The sequence below is a fragment of the Thalassospira profundimaris genome, from assembly GCF_003326795.1.
Classification (GTDB): Bacteria; Pseudomonadota; Alphaproteobacteria; order Rhodospirillales; family Thalassospiraceae; genus Thalassospira; species Thalassospira profundimaris_C.
Genome location: NZ_JPWI01000010.1, coordinates 24963 through 44923, shown reverse-complemented (window position 1 = coordinate 44923; position 19961 = coordinate 24963). Strand labels below are relative to the sequence as shown.

Sequence of the window (19961 nt, the reverse complement as noted above, 5' to 3'; positions counted from 1 at the left end):
GTCCCCCTTTTTGAGCCGTTTCCTGGTCATTGTTTGTTTATTGATTGCCGGATCGATGTTTGCCGTTTGGCCAAGCATGGCGCTTGATCAGGACGTTTCTGAAATCCGCAGTGCAGCGCGCGACATCCGCTTGCAGGTCTCCGAACTCGACAAACAGCTTAAGGAACATTTGCGCAAGGCACTTGAGGAATATGGTAATCGCGCAGTGGAATGCTCGGATGACCAGCCGCGTGCCACACTTTCCGAATGCGTCGAGGCCGATGCAAACAGCCTGATCAAAACCACAATCACGATCGCACGCGCTGGCGATAACGAAGACGATCTGACAGGTGACCTTGCCGATACCGAGGAACGGTACGCTCTTTTCACCCAGCAAATGAACAAGACCAATGATCTTTTGGCACGTGCCGGGGCCAGACTTTATCTAAGCGGACTTGATGTTGCTCCGGAAATGGATCAGCTTCGACACAATGTGATCGCCTATATCGAGCTTAAACAAGCCAATGAATTGCGCACAAAACAGGCCCTTTTGATTGCAACCGTTGCCATCATCCTGATTGCGATTTTCTCGCTGATCTTCGCCGTGATCCAGCGTTTCAGATAGGTTTGGAATTTGCAGGCGCACTTTGTCGCAAGACAAATGGTCTTGAACAAAAACACAAAGCCCGTTACCCGATAACACTGACTTTCACACGCCCCTAAAAGCAAAAGGGAACGCCATGACCGAAACCTATTGGCAGGATATTCTTGTCGCCTTGCGCCAGATTATCCGGGCGACGGATTTGCATTCAAAGCGCGTGATGAAAGTGTGCGGCCTGACCATCCCGCAGGTGATGGTTCTGCGCGCCATTGACGAATTGCAGAATGTCACGGTCAAACGGATTTCCAACCATGTGTCGCTCAGTCAGGCGACTGTCACGACAATTCTGAACCGCCTTGAACAGCGCGACCTTGCCGAACGCCGCCGCAGTTCGACGGATAAACGTGTGGTAAATACCTTCCTGACCGAGGCCGGACGTGCCGTTCTGGCCACCGCACCCACCATGCTTCATGAAGAATTCATCAAGCAGTTCGAAGGCTTGCCCGACTGGGAAAAAACCCAGCTTCTCTCATCCATGCAGCGTGTAGCTTCCATGATGAATGCCGAAAATATCGACGCGGCACCGTTGCTTGATGTTCGGGCCGTCGACGACGTCCCGCGTTAAGAGGTTCGGAAACCATATTACAAAGACATGGCCACCGAGTCCTTTGATTAAAAATCGGAAACATGGAAAATTCCCGGTGAACCTGCCTGACTGAAGAGCATTTGATTTGCCGAACCTTGTCAGGCCAATACCTTATTCCCGAACACCTTTTTCAACATTACCCCTGCGATAACTGATTCCCGATCACATCCGTGGAAAGTTTCTGCTTGCCTTTTTATATTATGATCATAATTTTATATTAAATTACGAACATAATTTAATTCAGCATGCCAGTCGGCATCGCTTGAGAAGGATCACAGAAATGACCATCGGAAATCAGGTTTTAAGTCGCAAATCCGGGCTGCGCGTGTCCCAACTGGCCCTTGGCACCGGCAATTTCGGCACGGGCTGGGGATATGGAAGCGACTTTGCAGAGGCAAGAAAGATTTTTGACCGCTATGCAGAGGCAGGCGGATTTTTCATTGACACCGCTGATACCTATCAGGTTGGCCAATCCGAAGAATTCGTTGGTCAACTGATTGCCAATGACCGCGACCATTTTGTGCTTTCAAGCAAATATACAATGGGTGCCGAAAATGATGGCAGCATCAGCAAGTCGGGCAACAGCCGCAAAAACATGGTCCGCTCGGTCGAAGCCAGCCTCAAACGGCTAAAAACAGACCATATCGACCTCTATTGGGCACATTTTACCGACGAGACGACCCCGATGGAAGAAATCATGCGGGGCTTTGAAGACCTCGTACAGGCCGGGAAAATCCATTATGCGGGCCTTTCAAATTTCCCGGCATGGCGCATCGCACGCGCGGACATGATTGGCGAACTTCGCGGCTGGTCGCCGCTTGTTGCTATTCAAACCGAATATAATCTGGTCGAACGCAGTGCTGAGCGCGACCTGATCCCGATGGCCGATGCCCTTGGACTTGGCATCACCACCTGGTCACCATTGGCAGGTGGCATGTTGACCGGAAAATACCGCAACAACGAACAAGGTCGCCTGCAGGGGCTGGGGGGTATTCTTGTTCACTCTGAACAATCAGGTCGCAAAACTGCAATTCTTGATACCGTCATCAGCATCGCGACAGAGGCCGATACAACACCTGCAAATGTCGCCATTGCATGGCTGCTTGATCAATCCCGCAATCTGTCGACCGGCATGGTTCCGATCCTCGGGCCCCGTACCCTGTCCCAACTTGACGCGACACTTGGTGCGCTTGATGTTCATCTGACACAGGATCAAATTGACAGACTGACGTCGGTAAGCGCCTTTGAGCGCGGCACACCCCATGATCAAATCCAGTCCCTTGGTGCGCAGGCGCGCGGTGGCGACAAAATCATTCGCCGGGCGAGCTTTGTCACCACCGCGTGACAGCGCTGTTTCTTCATGCTTTAAGCAACCCTTCCCGATTTACGCATTCGGGAAGGGTTGCTCCACCAATGAACCGGATTTTGCCATGCGTTATGATGCCAGCCACAAGGAAGAAACCCGCAAACGCATTCTTGCCAGTGCGTCGCAGACCATCCGTCTCAAAGGGCCGGATGGCGTTGGCGTTGCCAAGCTGATGTCAGAGGCCGGTCTGACCCATGGCGGCTTTTATGCCCACTTCAAATCCAAGGAAGACCTTGTCGCGCAAACCATCACCGAGATGTTTGAAACAACCCTTATTCATCTGACCAGAACATTGGCAAACGGTACACCATCTCAGGGTTTGCGTCTTTACATCGATCTTTATCTGGGGCGTGACCACCGTGATCACCCCGAAACAGGATGCCCGATGGCAGCACTTTCAGGTGATGTAGCCCGTATGGACGCCGCCGGAAAACAGGCCTTTGGACGCGGCCTTTCCATGATGCATCAGGTCATCACGGAACATCTCGAACAGATCGAACCGAAATCCGTCGATACCGCATCTTTGGCAAAATCCCTGACAAGTGAAATGGCCGGGGCCCTTGCCATGGCACGGGCAACCTTTGATGATGAACAAGCCGAAAGCATCCTTGCTTCCAGCCGTCGGGCGGTCAAGGAACGGGTCGGGTTGTCCTGATAAGTCAGTCTTTCGAAATGCTGATGTGATGCCCGTTGCGTCTTGCATCGCCGACGGCAGAAAAAGTCATGCCATCCGCACTGACCTTGGCGGCATGCACCCCGCCAAAGAACATATCTTCGCTGTCCCAACGGCTTTGATTTTCAAGACTCAGTTGATCAAGCAAGGCGTCATCAAATCCCGGTTCAACGGATAGAAGATCATCCTCAACATGCATGCGCGGTGCGGAAACCGCCCCATGCAGGGTCATGTCAAAGGCATCGATATTCAACAGGACCTGAAGCATCGTCGATCTGATGCGGTTAGATCCGCCCGACCCCAATGCCACCGAATTCCCGTCATCGCCAAGGTAAAGCGCAGGCGTCATCATCGATGTCATCCGAACGCCGCACGGCCATAGATGGAACCCGTCGGGTGAAAGATCAGCCTCGCCCAGCATGTTATTCATCATGATCCCGGTTTTCGGAACGATCCGGCCCGATGTCGATCCGTTCGATATCGTCGCAGCCGCAAGGTTCCCGTCTTCATCAACGACCGAAATATGGGTTGTTCCCTGCTGGCTCAACGGGCGTTCGCCGATCATCAGGCGATACCGTTCGCAAAGCTCGTCGGCAAGAATGGCCGAGGTTGCGCCATAATCCCCGCGCACCAGCCCCGTGGCATGAATAATCCGTGACATGGCTTCAAGATGACGGGCCGATCCGAAACTCCCCAAGGACATCTCGCGCGCCAGTTTAAGTCCAAATCCGACCAGAACACCGCCCGATGCCGGTGGCGGGTTCAGAATAAAGCGCCCCTTTCGCCCGCTGACAAGCAGCGGATCACGCACCAGAACACGATAGGCAGCCAAATCCCCGGCACCGAGATACCCACCGAACTCCTTGCATTCCCTTACCAGCGCATGCCCCAGATCACCGCGATAAAACCCGTCTGCCCCGGTTCGCACCAGATAATCGATGCTATCAGCCAGGTCGGTTTGGACGTGAAGCGCGCCACTCTCAAGCAGTTCAAACCCGGCCTCGTCGGTGTGGCCCGGTTTACCAAAGATTGTCCGGCTATCGGGGGCAAACGCCAACAAGGGTTCAACGATCCCCATCACATAGCGCTGAAAGTCATCGAGAACCACGCCATCCCGTGCGGCGATCATGGCCGGTTCAGCCAGTTGCGCCATTGGCAAACGGGCCAGATCGGCATGGATTTTAAACAGGCCCGCCACAACACCCGGTGTCGCAGCTGAACCGTATCCGCCATGGAATTCCTGGGTTACGCCACCGGCAAAGGTCGCAAGGCGGCTCTCGAATTCCAGATCTTCGCGGGATCGTTTTTCAAGTGGCGTTTCGACAAAGAAATCATAAAGGCGCGGCGGTTTGCCCGCAGGACGCGCCATGACAAAGCCACCACCGCCAAGGGATGCCAATACGGGTTCGGCAACACAGGCCGCCCACATCGCAGCCACCACCGCGTCAAACGCATTACCACCTTCTTCAAGCACACGGGCAGCCGCAAGTGCTGTGACATCATGTCCTGCGGCGACGGCCCCGTGCTTTTTCATGGTTTGCGTTTCCCGTCAGTTGTTGGCGTTTGCCGCCTTTTGCGCTTCTTCCATCGGCGGGACCAGCAATTGGGCATCGACCCGTGCGGCCCCGACATTGATCCGCCAATCCAGATGCGGCCCGGTCGCCCGGCCCGATGCCCCCACCTTGGCAATCACATCCCCCTGCCTGACCACATCGCCAACTTTGACATCGATTTCAGCCAGATGCAAAAAGGCCGACACCATACCCAGTCCGTGATCAAGAAACAGCGTCGCCCCGGAAAAATACATATCGGGATGGGCCAGCGTCACGATCCCGTCAGCCGGTGCCACAACCGGCGTTCCGGTCGGAACGGCAATATCTACTCCCCAATGTGGGGATCGCGGTTCGCCATTTAAAATGCGTTGCGATCCATAGACACCGCTGATCGGACCAATCGCTGGCCAGATGAACCCGTTTTCAAGGAAGTTCTCGGTAAAGCGTTCGACACGTGCTTCGCGCGCCTGACGGTTATCATCCTTGATCCGGTTCATGACCTCGGGATCGGGGGTGACCATCTTTTTGGGCAGGCCATCAATCCGCTGAATGTCAAACGCGCGATCACCAATGTCATAGGCGAATTCTTCGGTGCTGCCGTCCGAATGCCGGATTGTCAGCTTGGCCGGGCCTTCATAGTCGCGCGGGAAGCCGATGATGAAACGACCATCGGGTGCAATGGTATCAATCGCTTCATCATCCAGAAAAATGGCATCGCCCGCCGCTGTCTGGCCAAAGACAATCCCGCCCTGAACAAACTGGCCTTTATAGGTCGGCTCGGCCGCCTGTGCCGTGATGCTGGCGCCCAACAGACTGGCGGCTGCGATAATGGTTTTAAATGCCAAGCGCATTACAAAAGGCTCCCCTGTCTGTCATCTTCCTGTGGTCGCGGATTTTTCTTCTTTGACGGTTTCGGTTTGGCGGATGTTTCGGGCGCCGATGTGGCAAGGTTCGGATCAGCGATATTAGCACTATCATCCTGGCGCTGCACTGGCGCGGGATCCGGGGTTGCAACGCCCTCGCCCGCCGTAACACGGGTGATGCCGTCGCCCATCTCAAGATCATAGGGCTGGCCGGTCACCAGATCGCCCGACTTGCCAACAAGGTTGCCCGCACCATCCCGCACGACCGCAAAGCCGCGTTTAAGAACATTGCGATAGGAATAGCTTTCCAGAAGCCGGTCGTAACGCGCCAGTCCTTCGGCCTCACGCGTAAGCGTGTTGCGCACTGCCGCCTGCATTCGGCCAGCAAGATCAGCAATTTGTTTGTCTGCGCGCAGGATATCGCGTTTGGCATCGGTCGGACGCAACCCGGCAGATGCCCGATCAAGGCGCGATTGCTGCATCTGAAGGGCGGATTTCATTGCACCATCCAGACGCAATGCCGCATTTTCAAGACGCCCGCGTTTTTCAGAAAGCTGTTCTCGCGGACTGACAAGACGCGCACTGGCCTCGTTCAGACGCGCACGTGCCTGCGCTGTCAGGTTTACGGCTGCGCGTGGCAAACGATCCGCCCAGTTATCGAGTATCTGCGCGCGTTCTTCGAGCATCCTTTTGGGATCACCCAAACCACGCGCCAGACTTTCAAGTGCAGTTTTCTTTTCAAGACCCAAACGACGGACCGCCTGTGCCAGTCGCAGACCATCTTCCTCGACCTGACCGATCAGGTCCATACGGACCGGCACGGCCTTTTCGGCCGCCCCGGTCGGCGTTGGTGCGCGCAGGTCTGATACGAAGTCAATCAACGTCGTATCAGTTTCGTGCCCGACCGCCGAAATCACCGGGATATCGGAGTCCGCCACGGCACGGGCAACGACTTCCTCGTTAAAGCACCACAAATCTTCAAGCGATCCGCCGCCACGCGCGACGATCAAGACGTCCGGACGGGGGATTTGCCCATAGGGTAAAAGATCATTAAAGCCCCGCACGGCCTCGGCCACCTGTTCGGCAGCGCCCTGCCCCTGAACCAGCACCGGCCACAAAAGAACCCGGCGCGGAAAACGTTCGCGCAGACGATGCATGATATCGCGGATCACCGCCCCGGTGGGAGAGGTCACAATACCAATGACATTGGGTAGAAACGGGATCGGCTTTTTACGATCCGGGTCAAACAGACCTTCGGCGGCAAGTTTCTTTTTGCGTTCTTCAAGCAATTTAAGCAGCGCGCCTTCGCCCGCCACTTCCATGCTTTCAATGACGATCTGATATTTCGAACGGCCCGGGAATGTCGTCAGGCGTCCGGTAACAATGACTTCCATGCCGTCTTCGGGCACCAGACCAAGTTTGGTCGCCTGCCCGCGCCAGCACACGCCATCAAGAACCGCCTTGTCGTCCTTAAGCGCCAGATACATATGGCCACTACTGGCCTGTTTAAAGCCGGAAATTTCCCCGCGCACCCGGACAAAGGAAAAGGCATCCTCGACCGTGCGTTTGAGTGCATTGGACAAATCCGAAACCGAAAATTCGGGCGTATTTCCCGATTTCACAGGGGTTTCCGGTACCGGGGCATAGGGGTCGAACAAATCTTGCGTCATCAAGGGTACTTTATGCTAAAAGCCCGCACATTGAATCATTTTGCGGGATGGCGTTTGGGTCTAGCCTAGTTCATCGCGCATGGACCATCAAGCAATCGGACAAGTCGAAGGATAAAGTCATGAAGGTTCTGGTCGTTGGCGGCGGCGGACGTGAACACGCATTGTGCTGGGCCATTGCGCGCAGCCCGCGCATTTCCAAACTGTGGTGTGCACCGGGCAATGCCGGGATCGCGGATTCCGCCGAATGTGTCGCGATTTCCGATGGCGATATCGACGGTCTGGTAACCTTCGCCAAGGACAATGCAGTTGATCTGGTGGTTGTCGGCCCCGAGGCCCCGCTGGTGGCTGGCCTTGTTGATGCGCTCGACGCAGAAGGCATCAAGTCGTTTGGGTGCTCCAGGGCGGCGGCACAGCTTGAAGGCTCCAAGGGCTTCATGAAGGACATGGTCGCAAAATTCGGTGTCCCGACCGCGGCCTATGGCCGTTTCACCAATCCGGCAGATGCCAAGGCATTTGTAGAAAAGCATGGCGCGCCGATCGTGGTAAAAACCGACGGTCTGGCAGCGGGCAAGGGTGTCACCATTTGTATGACAAATGACGAAGCCTTTGCCGCGATTGATGAATGCATGATTGGCGGCAAGTTTGGCGATGCTGGCGCGGAAATCGTGATTGAGGAATTCCTCAAAGGTGAGGAAGCCTCATTTTTTGCGGTTTGTGACGGCGAAAACGTTATTCCGCTGGTCGCAGCCCAGGACCACAAGGCCGTTGGCGAAGGCGATACGGGTCCGAATACAGGTGGCATGGGGGCCTATTCCCCGGCCCCGGTTTTCACCGATGCGGTCGAAGCCAAGGTCATGGAACAGATCATCGTCCCGACCGTCAAGGGCATGGCCAATGAAGGCCATCCGTTCAAGGGTGTGCTGTTTGCCGGTCTGATGATTGACGATGAAGGCAACCCGAAGCTGATCGAATACAACATTCGTTTCGGTGATCCGGAATGTCAGGTCCTGATGACCCGTCTGAAATCAGACGTTCTTGATATCCTTGATGGTGCGGCGACCGGCACCCTCGATAAAGTCAAACCGGAATGGCATGACGAAACCGCGATGGTGGTTGTCATGGCAGCAAAGGGCTATCCGGGATCTTATGAAAAAGGCACCGAGATCAAAAATGTCGCGGCCGCGGATGCCATGGACAAGGTCAAGGTTCTGCACGCTGGCACCAAAATGGATGGCGACAAGCTGGTTGCGACCGGTGGCCGCGTTCTTGGCGTAACCGCACGCGGCACGACCGTTACCGAAACCCAGCAACGCGCCTATGAGGCCGTTGATGCAATTGACTGGGACGGTGGTTTCTGCCGCCGTGATATCGGCTGGCGCGCAGTTGCCCGCGAACAGGCATAAGCCGTTCCAGATCGGATTTCCAAAAGACCGGGTTACGCAACCCGGTCTTTTTTTATGCCCGCATGGCCCGATGTTCCGACGTGATAGCGGATATGACAGCGGCCCTGATCATCAATTTCGATATCGGCGGCAACCCCGAAAACATCGCGCAGATTTTGCGCCGTTAAAATCTGTTCCGGTGTTCCGACCGCAATCAGTTTACCACGATCCATCATTGCAATGCGGTCACAGAACATCGCGGCATGGTTCAGATCATGCAGGGCGGCCACCACCGTCACCGGAAGCGCGCGCACCAGTTCAAGCAATCCCAACTGATGATGGATGTCGAGATGGTTGGTTGGTTCATCAAGCAACAAAAAGTCAGGCTGCTGGGCCAGGGTACGCGCGATATGCACACGCTGCTTTTCCCCGCCCGACAGGGTCTGCCACATACGATCTGCCATCTGGGACATTTCGACACTGCCAAGCGCATCCGCAACGATTTCATCATCACGTTCAGACCATGGTGAAAGCAAACTCAGATATGGCGTTCTGCCAAGTGAAACCGCCTCGCGTACCGTGATGCGGTCAATCGTATCGGCCTGCTGTTCAACAAAACCGATCTGTTGCGCCAGATTGCGACGCCCGATCTTTTTCATGGCCTGACCAACAAGCAACGCCTGCCCTGTTGACGGCGCACGAATACCGGCAAGAACCGTCATCAGGCTGGTTTTGCCCGACCCGTTCGGCCCGATCAGCCCCAGAAACTCACCCCGCTCCACGCTGAGTGACACATCACTGATGATTTTCTTGAACCCGGCATTCCAGCCGACATTGCGCAATTCAAGGGTCATCGCAGAACCCTTCCATGACAAAGGATAAGCGCAAAGGCCGGTGCCCCGATCAGGGCTGTTATCACCCCGATTGGCAATACCTGGCCATCAAGAATGATGCGCGACACGATATCAGCCGCCACCAGGAACATTGCCCCGATCAGGGCGGATACCGGCAACAACAGCCCGTGGCGCGTTCCGACAAAAAAGCGCGCAGCATGCGGGATTACCAAGCCAACAAACCCGATGGAACCGACGATACTGACCATCACGGCGGTCATGGATGCCGCAACGGCAATCAGGACCACGTAAACCCGGCGAACCGGCACACCAAGCGATGCGGCTGACTCGACACCAAAGGTAAAAGCATCAAGCGCACGCGCATACCAAAGACACACCAGCAACCCGATCACCGCGACAGGAAGCGCAAGATAAACATCGGGCCAGCGCACCCCGCTTAGATTCCCGAGCAACCAGAACATGATGCCGCGTGCCTCGTCTGCGGTCGCGGCCTTGGTCACGATGAATGATGTCAGCGCGTTAAAAAGTTGGGATCCGGCAACACCGGCCAGAATAATTGCCCCGGCACTCCGTCCCGCCGGAATAGCCAAAAGCGCAACAAATCCGAATGCCACCAGTGCACCGGCGAAGGCCCCAAGGGACAGGGATACCATCCCCGCACCAAAACCAAGGATCGCAACACTGACCGCACCGGTCGATGCACCTGCCGAAATACCCAGCAAATAGGGATCGGCCAGACTGTTGCGCAACAACGCCTGCAAAACCGCACCTGACAACGCCAGCGATGCACCGCAAGCGGCGGCCACAAGCGCCCTTGATATGCGGTAATTCCAGATGATCCCCCCATCAATCGGATCAACGTCGAAACCGGCATTCCAGATGTGATTGGCAATGGTGTGAAGAACCGTGCCAAGGGGGATTTCCGTTTCCCCCTTGGCTGCGGCAATCGCAATCACACCGATCAGCAAGACCAGTGCGAAAAAAACTGCACCGGTTCGCACAAGATATGCCCGTCCCGCCCGTCTTTGTGCAGGCGGATGAACTGGCGTTTTTTCAAACATTGAATTCTCCGGGCATATCGAACGCCTTTGCCTTATGCGATCAGTTCGAAGCACTTAGTCGTTCGACGGCCTCGGCCAGTGTTTCAATCCCCTCGATCAGGCGGATTGTCGGATCCATCGACTGGGCATCCATCACAACGATATTGCCGTTTTTCACCGCCTTCATCTGGCTTGTGACAGGGTCGGTTTTCAGGAAGTCCATTTTGACCTGCCAGTCATCTGCCGGGAAACGGCGACGCCCCATCTTGCCGATCACGATGATATCGGGATTGGCACGTGCAATGGTTTCCCATCCAACGGTCGGCCATTCTTCCGGACTATCGATGATGTTGGTCACACCAAGTTTGCCTGCGATATAACCCGCTGCACCATTTTTACCGGCCACATAGGGATCGCTTTTGATCTCGGCACTCGAAAACCAGAAAACGGCAGATACATTATCATGTCCGCTTGCCTTCACCTGTTCCAGCGACCGGGCTTCGCGGGCATGCAGTTTGGCTATCAGGGCTTCGCCGCGATCCTCGACATTAAAGATCTGCGCAAGATCGGTGATCTCCTGATAAATCAGGTTCATGGTGAAATCGTCATGGCGGACACCGTCGCCGCCACCCGTATTGTCCTTGCCGACGCAATCGGCCGGTGCGGTATAAACCGGGATGGAAAGTTCGCTGAACTGCTCGGTGGTTCCGACAATCCCCTTGGGACCGACATGCCATTGATACTGGGTGGCAACCAGTTGCGGCTTTTGCGCAACCACGGTTTCAAATCCCGGATCATTATCGGCCAGACGCGGAACGGTTGCGTTGACATCCTTGAATTCATCCATAACCGGGCCAAACCAGACACTGGTCCCTTTGACCTTGTCGGCAAGTCCCAGTGAATAAAGGATTTCTGTTGTGCTTTGCCCAAGGGACACGACGCGGTCCGGCGCAGAATCAAACTGAAGTACGGTCCCGCAATTGCGGATCTGAAGCGGATATTCGGTTGCAGATACACTTGCGGCAGATGCCATAGAACCAGCGGCAAACACCCCGACCGCCAGTACACGTTTATAGTGATTGATCACTTCGACTTCCTTTCAACGATGCACTGGCCAGGACCAGGTTTCCCTGCTCCAAACACAGCACACCACAAATGTTATGTTATAACATAACGATCACATTTCTACTGTCAAGGGACTGGCAAAAGTGTCGGGAAATGGCGGAAGATGTCGGGGTCAGAGCTCAGGTCAAACCTTGGCGAGCTCCCGAAGACCGGGACATAAGCCGACATTCTCCGGGGCACCCCGCCCGGTCCGTCGCATTCATGTCGGCAGGTCTCCTGGCTCGCGGGTCATCATGCTTTTCCTGGCCTTCCCGGGTTGGTTCCCAGTGGCATTGGTCAGAAAAACACTCACCGCCTACAGTTGCGGGGGCAGCTTCGGTTAATGACCTGTTTGACAGGCCACGTCGAATTCCCTTTATCCGATATCCGGATACCGACATCTGACGGTTAGATTAAACCAAAATGCCGGTCAAGGAAATTGGCCAATCACCAGTGGCATTTATGCAAGGGTCCATGCATAAAAAGCAGTCGACACGACCTTGAATTTGCCATGTTTCATCCCGATTACCTCCACACTGTCCGGTATCCTTGCCCGACACGTGAAACCATTGGAACATGATGCAAATGACGACTTCTGTGGAACGCAGACGCTTTTTGAAATCCATCGCGGCAGCCGGGCTGATCCTGCCGGGGCTGTCGATCTATCAAACGGCATTGGCAGAAGTTCCGGGGCTTGATCTTGGCAATGCCCAACCGTTCGAGTTTGCCGATCTGATTGCGCGCGCCAAATCCATGGCGCAGGCCGCATATGAGCCCCCCGTGGCACCAAACCCGGAAATTGTCGGGCGGATTGACTATGACACCCATGGCAAGCTTCACTACAAACGCGATCATTCGCCGTTTTCCGACGGGTCGGGCACCTATCCGGTGACCTTTTTCCATCTGGGCATGTATTTCGCCAAACCGGTCCATATGTATCTTTTGGAAAACGGTGCGGCACGCGAAGTTATCTATAAGCCCGATTACTTTGACATGCCCGAAGACAGCATTGCCCGCCAGTTACCGCCAAACAGCGGCTTTGCCGGTTTCCGCCTGCATGAAAACCAGTCGCGTGATGACTGGAAAACCCAGGACTGGGCAGCATTCCTTGGCGCATCCTATTTCCGGGCAATCGGTGATGAAGGGCAATATGGCCTGTCTGCGCGCGGGATTGCCGTGAATACGGCAACTTCGGTGCCCGAAGAGTTTCCGGACTTCCGGCAGTTCTTTATCGAACCTGCAAAAAATGCCGAAGACCCGGTGACGATCTATGCCCTTCTGGATGGGCCAAGCATCACGGGTGCGTATAAATTCCTGCTCTATCGCGGTCAGGGCGTGACCATGGATGTGGAAAAGCATCTGTTTGTTCGCCGCGATATCGAACGCCTTGGCATCGCACCGCTGACCAGCATGTTCTGGTATTCCGAACAGAACAAATCATTCCGCTTTGACTGGCGCCCGGAAGTCCATGACAGCGATGGTCTTGAACTTTGGACAGGAAGCGGTGAACGTATCTGGCGACAGCTCAACAATCCCGAAACGATCCGCGCATCGGCCTTTGCCGATCATAATCCGCGCGGCTTTGGCCTGATGCAGCGTGACCGCGATGTGAAGAACTATCTCGATGGCGTGCGCTATCACCGTCGCCCCAGCCTGTGGGTCGAACCCAAAGGTGACTGGAATGATGGTGCCGTGCAGCTGATCGAAATCCCGACCGATGACGAGATTCACGACAACATCGCGGCGTTCTGGGTGCCCAATGGCCCGGCCAGGGCGGGTAATTCCTATGCGTTCAAATACCGCCTTCACTGGCAGGCGCATAACCCGTTCCCGGTTGCGGAACTGGCGCGTGCAACGGCAACCCGCATGGGTCGTGGCGGTGAACCGGGCACCAATCGCCCAAGAGACGAAATCAAGTTTTCCGTCGAGTTCGAGGGCGATATTCTTGGAACCCTTGCCTATGGCGAGTTCCCCGAAATCGTGGTGTCGACATCACGCGGTGAAATCACCCGCACCAAGATCGAACCGATCATGGATACCCGCATCTGGCGCGCAGCCTTTGACCTTAAGGCCGCTGGCACCGATCCGGTTGATCTGCGCATGTATCTCAAACGCGGTGATGCTCCGCTCAGTGAAACCTGGATGTATCAGCACCTGCCCGCCGTCGGTAACCAGCATCAGGGCTGATGAGGTCAATCATCCCGCGTTTTAGCAACCCGGATGGATGTCCGATCAATAGGTGACAGTTTCACCGGTTCGGGCATCCCCGTTTTGACCAAGGATCGCCATGACATCACGCATCGGAGGCGCCCCGAACATCCGGGCATATTCGCGACTGAATTGTGATGCGCTTTCATAGCCGACCTCATAGGCAGCACTTGCCGCATCCTTCATTTCTGCCAGCATGATCTGACGTGCTGTCGTCAGGCGTAGCCGCTTTTGATATTGCAGCGGGCTCATCGCGGTGACCTGCTTGAAATGATGATGGAAGGATGACGGGCTCATATTGGCGAAATCGGCCAGTTCCTCGATCCTGAGCGGCTTGTCGAAATTATCCTTCATCCGTCGAAGGACGGCAGATATCCGCTGCATATTGCTGCCACCAATCGCAAGCCCCGCGATCAGGGCCCCCTTTCCGGTGCGCAACAGGCGGTAATGCACCTCGCGCATCAGAAGCGGCAACATCACCGCAACATCATCAGGACGTTCGAGCAACTCGACCACCCGAAGCACGGCATCAATCAGACTTTCGGTCGTTTGTTCCACAAACAGTCCACGCGCACTTTCACCCTCTGTCCCGATTTTAAGATCCATGTTGGTGACAAGTTCGCTGAGTATCTGGGCATCAAGATCAAGCGAAAGACTGCGATAGGGTTGATGGTCACTGGCCAGCGTGACATGCCCGACAAGCGGCAAATCCACCGATGCTGCCAGAAGTTGTCCGGGTTCATAGCGATAGACTTCCTGCCCCAACGTGACTTCCTTGGCCCCCGAGGCAATCAGACATAAACACGGCCTGTAGATGGTCGGCACCTTAAGGGTCGGCCCCGTGGATCGAAACATCCAGACCGGCTCGATCGCGGTTCGCACAGAACCATCTGACTCGCAGTATTTGTCAATCAGATTACAAAGCCGTTGATAGCTATCCATGACCAGGTTCCTTCAATTTCCAAGGATGTAATATACACGTCGGATAACCCGAACAAAGCTCACTTTTCTGCATTTGGAGGATTAGGCAATCCAATTCGAGTTCTGTGTATTCATCAATCGGCCATTGATCGACACAGTAAGCGCCATGACACAAACACAAGGAGCATGTCATGACGAACCCGATCAATTATCTAGAAAACAAAACCGTTATCATCACGGGTGCCAGCAGCGGCATCGGGGAAGCCACCGCCCGACTTCTGGCATCACGCGGGGCCAAAGTTGTTCTTGGTGCACGTCGCACCGAACGCCTTGATCAGATTGTCACGGAAATCGAAGCTGCTGGCGGAACCGCGATGGCCAGATCCGTTGATGTCACCAGTGTCGATAGCGTCGAAGCACTGGTGTATAATGCGCATAACCTGTTTGGTCGTGTGGATGCGATCTTTAACAATGCCGGTGTCATGCCGCTTGCCCCGATGTCGGAACTTAAAACCGACGAATGGGACAACATGATTAACGTCAATATCCGGGGCGTTCTGAACGGCATTGCCGCCGTCCTTCCGATTTTCAAGACGCAAGGCAGCGGCCATGTCATCAATACCGCCTCAATCGGCGCCCATGTTGTTGTGCCAAGCGGCGTCGTCTATTGCGCGACCAAATATGCCGTCTGGGCGATATCCGAAGGCCTGCGCCAGGAAAGTGACAATGTCCGCGTCACCACCATTTCGCCCGGCGTGGTTGAAACCGAACTTGGCCACGATATCAGCGACCCGACCAGCAAGGAATTGCTGACCCAGTTCCGCCAGATCGCGCTGACACCTGACGCCATTGCCCGCGCGGTTCTTTATGCGCTGGATCAACCCGCAGATGTTGACGTCAACGAAGTCATTGTGCGCCCGACGGCTTCGGCCTTTTGATCCCGCAAAACTGCCCACCCCGCCAACCGACACCACCAACCGGCACCGTCTTGCGGTGCCGGTTGTATTTAATATGCCGTCAGGCGCGACGTTCAAGCGCTATGACTGTATCAGTCACCTTACCCTTTTCACCCTTGGGCCCGGTTGCCATCCGTTCAAAATTATCAACCGTCACAAGATCCCATTCACGCATATCGAGCAACAGCGCATCAAGTGCCTGCTGCGGTGTGGGAAATACTGTGCCTTCGGCCACCCACGACCAGGATGGTCGTGATCCGTGGGATGTGATCAGCAACAATCCACCAAGGGATAGTTGTTGTGAAGCACGGTTCAAAATCTTCTCGCGGGCGAATTTGACAGGCGATTGCAGGAATTGCGCGGTCACAAGATCGAACATGCCGTCAGGCAAACTGTTGTTCAGATCGTGGGCTTCAAACGCAATCCGGTCCTTTACCCCATTTCGACTGGCATTTGATCGAGCATATCCCAGTGCGGTCTCGGAGATATCAACGGCGGTGACTTCCCAGCCGTTTTTTGCCAGCCAGACAGCATCATCACCCTTGCCGCAGCCAAGTTCAAGCGCACGGCCAACCGGCCTGTCTTTGACGAACCGTTCCAGGACGGCTGATGGTTTGCCACTGGTTACAGGTGACGCCTTTTCATAGGTTTCTTCCCAGAAGGTTCTCGGATCCATACTGGTATCAATGTTCGGATTAAATTTCATCGGAGGCCTCTTGATCAGATCGGGGGATAACCGTGATCACGAATCACGTAACATTAAAAGTTACATGATTCGTGACATCTGTCAATTTCATGTATCTTTGATTGTTACGTGTGATAGAAACAACTGGAAAACTGACCGCTATACAGGACCGATTTCATGCGTCAGGACAACCGTCTTCCCCGTGTTTTGCATGCGCTTTTGCATCTGAGCGACATGAAAGACCCGGCCACATCCGAACAACTCGCCGGGATGCTCAACACCAATGCCGCCGTCGTGAGACGTACAATGGCTGGCCTGCGTGAACAGGGAATCCTGACATCCATCAAGGGGCATGGCGGCGGCTGGCAACTGGCAAAGACACTGGATCAGATCACACTGGCAGAAATCTATGAGGCGCTGGGTGCGCCAACCCTGTTTGCATTGGGATACAGCAATGAAAGCAGTCCGTGCCTGATGGAGAAGGCCGCCAATGCGGCAACAGCCCGTGCCCTTCAAAAGGCATCGGAAACCTTCATCGGCATCCTGTCATCGGTAACCATGGCCGATCTGGCAGATGATTTTGAGAAACGGCTGGCTGAATTGGGCCTAACCCAGGACGATCTGCATCATACCGGCCCACAGGACAGCTGATTTAACGCAGACTGCCAAAGAAATCCTTCAAAAGCTTGGCGGCTTCGACCTCGCCGATGCCGCCATAGACTTCGGGCCGGTGATGACAGCTTGTGCTTTCGAACACACGCGGGCCGTGATCGACACCGCCGCCTTTGGGGTCATAGGCACCGAAATACACCCGGCGCAGACGGGCAAAGGAAATTGCGGTTGCACACATCGGGCAGGGTTCCAGCGTGACATAGAGATCACAGTTGGGCAGACGCGGTTCGCCCTTGGCCCCGGCCGCAGCACGGATCACCAGAATTTCGGCATGGGCCGTCGGATCATTGAGCTCTTCGGTCAGGTTCCCGGCGCGTGCAAGTACCTCGCCGCTATCAGCATCGACCAGAACGGCACCTACGGGCACTTCGCCGCGACGCGCAGCTGCACGTGCTTCTTCAAGGGCCATGTCCATATAGCTGTCTGCACTCATGCTTTTCCATCCCGCTTATTGTTTCGACAAATGGTATGATCTGTCGTGGCCTAATCCGTACTTTTACTTCATTTTAGGACCCTTGGCTCATATCTTGGCCCGTAAGTCGGCAAAGATCATTGTCCTCTCAGAGCACCGGATCGGTCAAGCCATGATCACTGGAACACATCACCGGGAACAATCCTTGCCTGCCTGCGCAGAACGCATAGACTATCGGCGTGAATTGCCGTTGCCCAAAGCGACTTACACAGGTAGTTTCCGCCAAACTTAATTCGCCATCCCGTTACCAGCATCAAGGTTCCGTTCGTCATGACCAAGCGCAAGCCGATCATTGGCATCACACTCGATTCCGAAGAACCGGGCGGTTATTCGAAATTCCCGTGGTATGCGCTGCGTGAAAACTATGCCGGTGCCGTGACCGCCGCAGGTGGCATCCCGATGCCCCTGCCCCATGAAATTGATCTGGTGCCGGATCTTCTTGATCTGATCGACGGGCTGGTCGTCACCGGTGGCGCGTTTGACGTTGATCCCGGCCTTTTTGGCGCGACCGAAAAACATGACACGGTTGTCACCAAGGATCGGCGCACCAAATTTGAATGGGCGATGGCCGAAGGTGCGCTGAAACGTGACATGCCGGTTCTGGGCATTTGTGGCGGACAGCAATTGCTGAACGTTATTCTGGGCGGATCCCTGATCCAGCATATTCCTGACAGTGTTGAAAACTGTCTGCCCCACGAACAGCCGAACCCGCGCAACGAGCCCGGTCACGACGTCACAGTCGAAGCCGATACGCTGCTGGCCAGGATCGTTGGCGATGTAAAAACACTGTCGGTCAATTCCGCCCACCATCAGGCGGTTGATGGGGTTGGCCCGGATGTGATCATCAATTCCTATGCCCCCGACGGGGTCATCGAGGGGATTGAGCATCCGAAATACCGTTATTGTCTCGGGGTCCAGTGGCATCCCGAATTTCATATCAGTTCGGGCGATGCGAAGATTTTCGACGCCCTGATTTCCGAGGCCCGCAAATGAGCGAAAAAGACGACAACCAGAACGACAACAAGCCCGAGCGCATTGCCAAACGCATTGCCCGTTCCGGTGTCTGTTCCCGGCGCGATGCAGAACGCATGATCGCCGAGGGTCTGGTGCGACTGAACGGCAAGAAGCTTGACAGCCCGGCCGTGACCGTCACCGACGAGGACGAAATCATTGTCGATGGCAAACCGCTTCCGGAAAAGGAAAAACCGCGTCTTTGGCGTCTGTTTAAGAAGCGTGGACTGGTCACCAGCCACCGCGATGAACAGGGCCGCGATACGGTCTTTGAACATCTGCCAAGCTATGTCCCGCGTGTGATTTCGGTCGGCCGTCTTGACCTTAACTCCGAAGGTTTGCTGTTGCTGACCAATGATGGCGAGCTTGCGCGTTATCTTGAACTGCCGGCAACCGGCTGGGCGCGCCGTTATCGCGTGCGTGTTCATGGCCGGATCGAGGAAGAAAAGCTGAAACAGCTTGAAGAAGGCATCACGGTTGACGGTGTGAACTATGGTTCCATTCAGGCCGAAGTCGACGTTCAGAAAGGCACCAATGCCTGGATGACCGTGACCCTTCGTGAAGGCAAGAACCGCGAAATCCGCCGCGTGATGGAACATCTGGGCTGGCCGGTAACGCGCCTGATGCGTGTTTCCTATGGCCCGTTCCAGCTTGGCAGTCTGGCACCGGGCGAGTGCGAGGAAATCACCGGCAAGGTAATGAAAGAACAGCTCGCTGCGTTCTTCCGCGGTGATTACAGCAAGGTTTCCGAAAAGAAATCTGTTGCCCGTGGTGGTACCGGTCGCCCCAAGGCACCGCGCACGGTATTTGGCCAGCCCGCACAACGCAAACGCCCGCAGGGTGGCCCGGCTGGTAATGCCCAGAACACCGCAGAGACCGAAGAACAGCGCGACACCCGTACCGGTTCGCGTCCGGGCTCAGGTGCGGCACGCAAGGGCCCGCGCATCGGTGCGGCTCCGCGTCCGCTTGGACGTGGCAAACCGGCCGCCCAGAATGCACGTCCCGAACGCGATGACCGCAACGAACAGGGTGATCGCAATTCGGGCCGCCCGACCAACAAGGGTCGCGGCCGTTACACGCCGGGCGGCAAGGCAAGCGCATCTGATGATCGCAAGGCTGGCGGCAATGCAGGCGGTCGTGGCCGCAGCGGCAGTGCTGGTCGTTCCGGAGGCAACTTCAACGATGTCAGCAACAAGCCGGTTGGCAAATCCGGTGGTCGCCCGTCGGGCAGAGGCGGCAATGCAGGCACCAGCGCCCCGGGCCGCAAGCCCGCAGGCAATCGCCCGCGCGGCAAGAAGGACTGAG

19 protein-coding genes and 1 riboswitch are annotated in these 19961 nt (G+C 55.6%); of the genes, 10 read left to right on the top strand and 9 right to left on the bottom strand.

Translation table 11 applies throughout. The features are described 5' to 3' along the window. Positions 1-10: 10 nt before the first annotated feature. From TH30_RS15090 to TH30_RS15075, 4 genes are all read left to right on the top strand, one after another. A complete protein-coding gene (locus TH30_RS15090; RefSeq protein WP_114098925.1) occupies positions 11-604 on the top strand; it encodes a hypothetical protein in 594 nt (197 codons plus the stop codon). Between the two features lie 115 nt (positions 605-719). Next, positions 720-1205: a MarR family winged helix-turn-helix transcriptional regulator gene (locus TH30_RS15085; RefSeq protein ID WP_114098924.1), complete on the top strand. Its 486-nt coding sequence runs from the start codon at positions 720-722 to the stop codon at positions 1203-1205. 301 nt (positions 1206-1506) lie between these two features. Next, a complete protein-coding gene (locus tag TH30_RS15080) occupies positions 1507-2571 on the top strand; it encodes an aldo/keto reductase (protein ID WP_114098923.1) in 1065 nt (354 codons plus the stop codon). 85 nt (positions 2572-2656) lie between these two features. Continuing rightward, positions 2657-3247 (top strand): TetR/AcrR family transcriptional regulator, encoded by a 591-nt coding sequence (locus TH30_RS15075; RefSeq protein ID WP_181850316.1) that lies wholly within the window; start codon positions 2657-2659, stop codon positions 3245-3247. A 4-nt stretch (positions 3248-3251) separates the two neighbouring features. Here the strand turns inward: TH30_RS15075 and TH30_RS15070 are convergent, their stop codons facing one another. Genes TH30_RS15070 through xseA form a run of 3 tightly spaced genes read right to left on the bottom strand, consistent with a single transcriptional unit; the run spans position 3252 to position 7351 of the window. Beyond that, positions 3252-4799 (bottom strand): gamma-glutamyltransferase, encoded by a 1548-nt coding sequence (locus TH30_RS15070; RefSeq protein ID WP_114098921.1) that lies wholly within the window; start codon positions 4797-4799, stop codon positions 3252-3254. A 15-nt stretch (positions 4800-4814) separates the two neighbouring features. Next, the gene (locus TH30_RS15065; protein WP_114098920.1) at positions 4815-5669 is read right to left on the bottom strand and encodes a M23 family metallopeptidase; all 855 of its coding nucleotides are present in this window, start codon (positions 5667-5669) and stop codon (positions 4815-4817) included. Further along, on the bottom strand, positions 5669-7351 hold the full coding sequence (gene xseA / locus TH30_RS15060; protein WP_114098919.1) for an exodeoxyribonuclease VII large subunit: 1683 nt from the start codon (positions 7349-7351) through the stop codon (positions 5669-5671). The genes TH30_RS15065 and xseA overlap by 1 nt, the downstream gene beginning before the upstream one ends. A 119-nt stretch (positions 7352-7470) precedes the next feature. Here xseA and purD point away from each other — a divergent pair, with 119 nt between their 5' ends. After that, positions 7471-8754, top strand: coding sequence for a phosphoribosylamine--glycine ligase (gene purD, locus TH30_RS15055; protein ID WP_114098918.1), 1284 nt, complete (start codon positions 7471-7473; stop codon positions 8752-8754). 32 nt (positions 8755-8786) lie between these two features. Here the strand turns inward: purD and TH30_RS15050 are convergent, their stop codons facing one another. The 3 genes from TH30_RS15050 to TH30_RS15040 are packed head-to-tail and all read right to left on the bottom strand — an operon-like array spanning position 8787 to position 11714. Beyond that, on the bottom strand, positions 8787-9587 hold the full coding sequence (locus TH30_RS15050; protein ID WP_114098917.1) for an ABC transporter ATP-binding protein: 801 nt from the start codon (positions 9585-9587) through the stop codon (positions 8787-8789). Then, entirely contained in the window at positions 9584-10648 is a 1065-nt protein-coding gene (locus TH30_RS15045) for a FecCD family ABC transporter permease (protein ID WP_114098916.1), read from the bottom strand. The genes TH30_RS15050 and TH30_RS15045 overlap by 4 nt, the downstream gene beginning before the upstream one ends. A 40-nt stretch (positions 10649-10688) precedes the next feature. After that, positions 10689-11714, bottom strand: coding sequence for an ABC transporter substrate-binding protein (locus TH30_RS15040; protein WP_258548742.1), 1026 nt, complete (start codon positions 11712-11714; stop codon positions 10689-10691). A 227-nt stretch (positions 11715-11941) separates the two neighbouring features. After that, a riboswitch (cobalamin riboswitch) is annotated at positions 11942-12145 on the bottom strand. Between the two features lie 171 nt (positions 12146-12316). Between TH30_RS15040 and TH30_RS15035 the strand changes: the two genes are divergently transcribed. Continuing rightward, on the top strand, positions 12317-13918 hold the full coding sequence (locus TH30_RS15035; RefSeq protein ID WP_258548741.1) for an OpgD/OpgG family glucan biosynthesis protein: 1602 nt from the start codon (positions 12317-12319) through the stop codon (positions 13916-13918). A gap of 45 nt (positions 13919-13963) precedes the next feature. On the opposite strand, the gene TH30_RS15030 is transcribed toward TH30_RS15035, so the two are convergent. Further along, a complete protein-coding gene (locus TH30_RS15030; RefSeq protein WP_114098914.1) occupies positions 13964-14881 on the bottom strand; it encodes an AraC family transcriptional regulator in 918 nt (305 codons plus the stop codon). A 170-nt stretch (positions 14882-15051) separates the two neighbouring features. Here TH30_RS15030 and TH30_RS15025 point away from each other — a divergent pair, with 170 nt between their 5' ends. Further along, positions 15052-15798: an SDR family oxidoreductase gene (locus tag TH30_RS15025; RefSeq protein WP_220150330.1), complete on the top strand. Its 747-nt coding sequence runs from the start codon at positions 15052-15054 to the stop codon at positions 15796-15798. Positions 15799-15877: 79 nt separating this feature from the next. Here the strand turns inward: TH30_RS15025 and TH30_RS15020 are convergent, their stop codons facing one another. Further along, complete coding sequence (locus tag TH30_RS15020) at positions 15878-16522, bottom strand: class I SAM-dependent methyltransferase (protein ID WP_114098913.1); 645 nt, start codon at positions 16520-16522, stop codon at positions 15878-15880. 156 nt (positions 16523-16678) lie between these two features. On the opposite strand from TH30_RS15020, the gene TH30_RS15015 reads away from it, so the two are divergent. Beyond that, positions 16679-17152: an RrF2 family transcriptional regulator gene (locus TH30_RS15015; RefSeq protein ID WP_114098912.1), complete on the top strand. Its 474-nt coding sequence runs from the start codon at positions 16679-16681 to the stop codon at positions 17150-17152. 1 nt (position 17153) lies between these two features. On the opposite strand, the gene TH30_RS15010 is transcribed toward TH30_RS15015, so the two are convergent. Next, positions 17154-17606: a nucleoside deaminase gene (locus TH30_RS15010; protein WP_114098911.1), complete on the bottom strand. Its 453-nt coding sequence runs from the start codon at positions 17604-17606 to the stop codon at positions 17154-17156. 309 nt (positions 17607-17915) lie between these two features. Between TH30_RS15010 and TH30_RS15005 the strand changes: the two genes are divergently transcribed. Beyond that, positions 17916-18638: a gamma-glutamyl-gamma-aminobutyrate hydrolase family protein gene (locus TH30_RS15005; RefSeq protein ID WP_114098910.1), complete on the top strand. Its 723-nt coding sequence runs from the start codon at positions 17916-17918 to the stop codon at positions 18636-18638. Next, a complete protein-coding gene (locus TH30_RS22470; protein WP_220150329.1) occupies positions 18635-19960 on the top strand; it encodes a pseudouridine synthase in 1326 nt (441 codons plus the stop codon). The genes TH30_RS15005 and TH30_RS22470 overlap by 4 nt, the downstream gene beginning before the upstream one ends. Position 19961 lies beyond the last annotated feature (1 nt).

Bases quoted from the DNA above. Each gene is read 5' to 3' on its own strand.
- TH30_RS15085 (WP_114098924.1), top strand. From the start codon at position 720: ATGACCGAAACCTATTGGCAGGATATTCTTGTCGCCTTGCGCCAGATT.
- TH30_RS15080 (WP_114098923.1), top strand. From the start codon at position 1,507: ATGACCATCGGAAATCAGGTTTTAAGTCGCAAATCCGGGCTGCGCGTG.
- TH30_RS15075 (WP_181850316.1), top strand. From the start codon at position 2,657: ATGCGTTATGATGCCAGCCACAAGGAAGAAACCCGCAAACGCATTCTT.
- TH30_RS15070 (WP_114098921.1), bottom strand. From the start codon at position 4,799: ATGAAAAAGCACGGGGCCGTCGCCGCAGGACATGATGTCACAGCACTT.
- TH30_RS15065 (WP_114098920.1), bottom strand. From the start codon at position 5,669: ATGCGCTTGGCATTTAAAACCATTATCGCAGCCGCCAGTCTGTTGGGC.
- xseA (WP_114098919.1), bottom strand. From the start codon at position 7,351: ATGACGCAAGATTTGTTCGACCCCTATGCCCCGGTACCGGAAACCCCT.
- purD (WP_114098918.1), top strand. From the start codon at position 7,471: ATGAAGGTTCTGGTCGTTGGCGGCGGCGGACGTGAACACGCATTGTGC.
- TH30_RS15050 (WP_114098917.1), bottom strand. From the start codon at position 9,587: ATGACCCTTGAATTGCGCAATGTCGGCTGGAATGCCGGGTTCAAGAAA.
- TH30_RS15045 (WP_114098916.1), bottom strand. From the start codon at position 10,648: ATGTTTGAAAAAACGCCAGTTCATCCGCCTGCACAAAGACGGGCGGGA.
- TH30_RS15035 (WP_258548741.1), top strand. From the start codon at position 12,317: ATGACGACTTCTGTGGAACGCAGACGCTTTTTGAAATCCATCGCGGCA.
- TH30_RS15030 (WP_114098914.1), bottom strand. From the start codon at position 14,881: ATGGATAGCTATCAACGGCTTTGTAATCTGATTGACAAATACTGCGAG.
- TH30_RS15025 (WP_220150330.1), top strand. From the start codon at position 15,052: ATGACGAACCCGATCAATTATCTAGAAAACAAAACCGTTATCATCACG.
- TH30_RS15020 (WP_114098913.1), bottom strand. From the start codon at position 16,522: ATGAAATTTAATCCGAACATTGATACCAGTATGGATCCGAGAACCTTC.
- TH30_RS15015 (WP_114098912.1), top strand. From the start codon at position 16,679: ATGCGTCAGGACAACCGTCTTCCCCGTGTTTTGCATGCGCTTTTGCAT.
- TH30_RS15010 (WP_114098911.1), bottom strand. From the start codon at position 17,606: ATGAGTGCAGACAGCTATATGGACATGGCCCTTGAAGAAGCACGTGCA.
- TH30_RS15005 (WP_114098910.1), top strand. From the start codon at position 17,916: ATGACCAAGCGCAAGCCGATCATTGGCATCACACTCGATTCCGAAGAA.
- TH30_RS22470 (WP_220150329.1), top strand. From the start codon at position 18,635: ATGAGCGAAAAAGACGACAACCAGAACGACAACAAGCCCGAGCGCATT.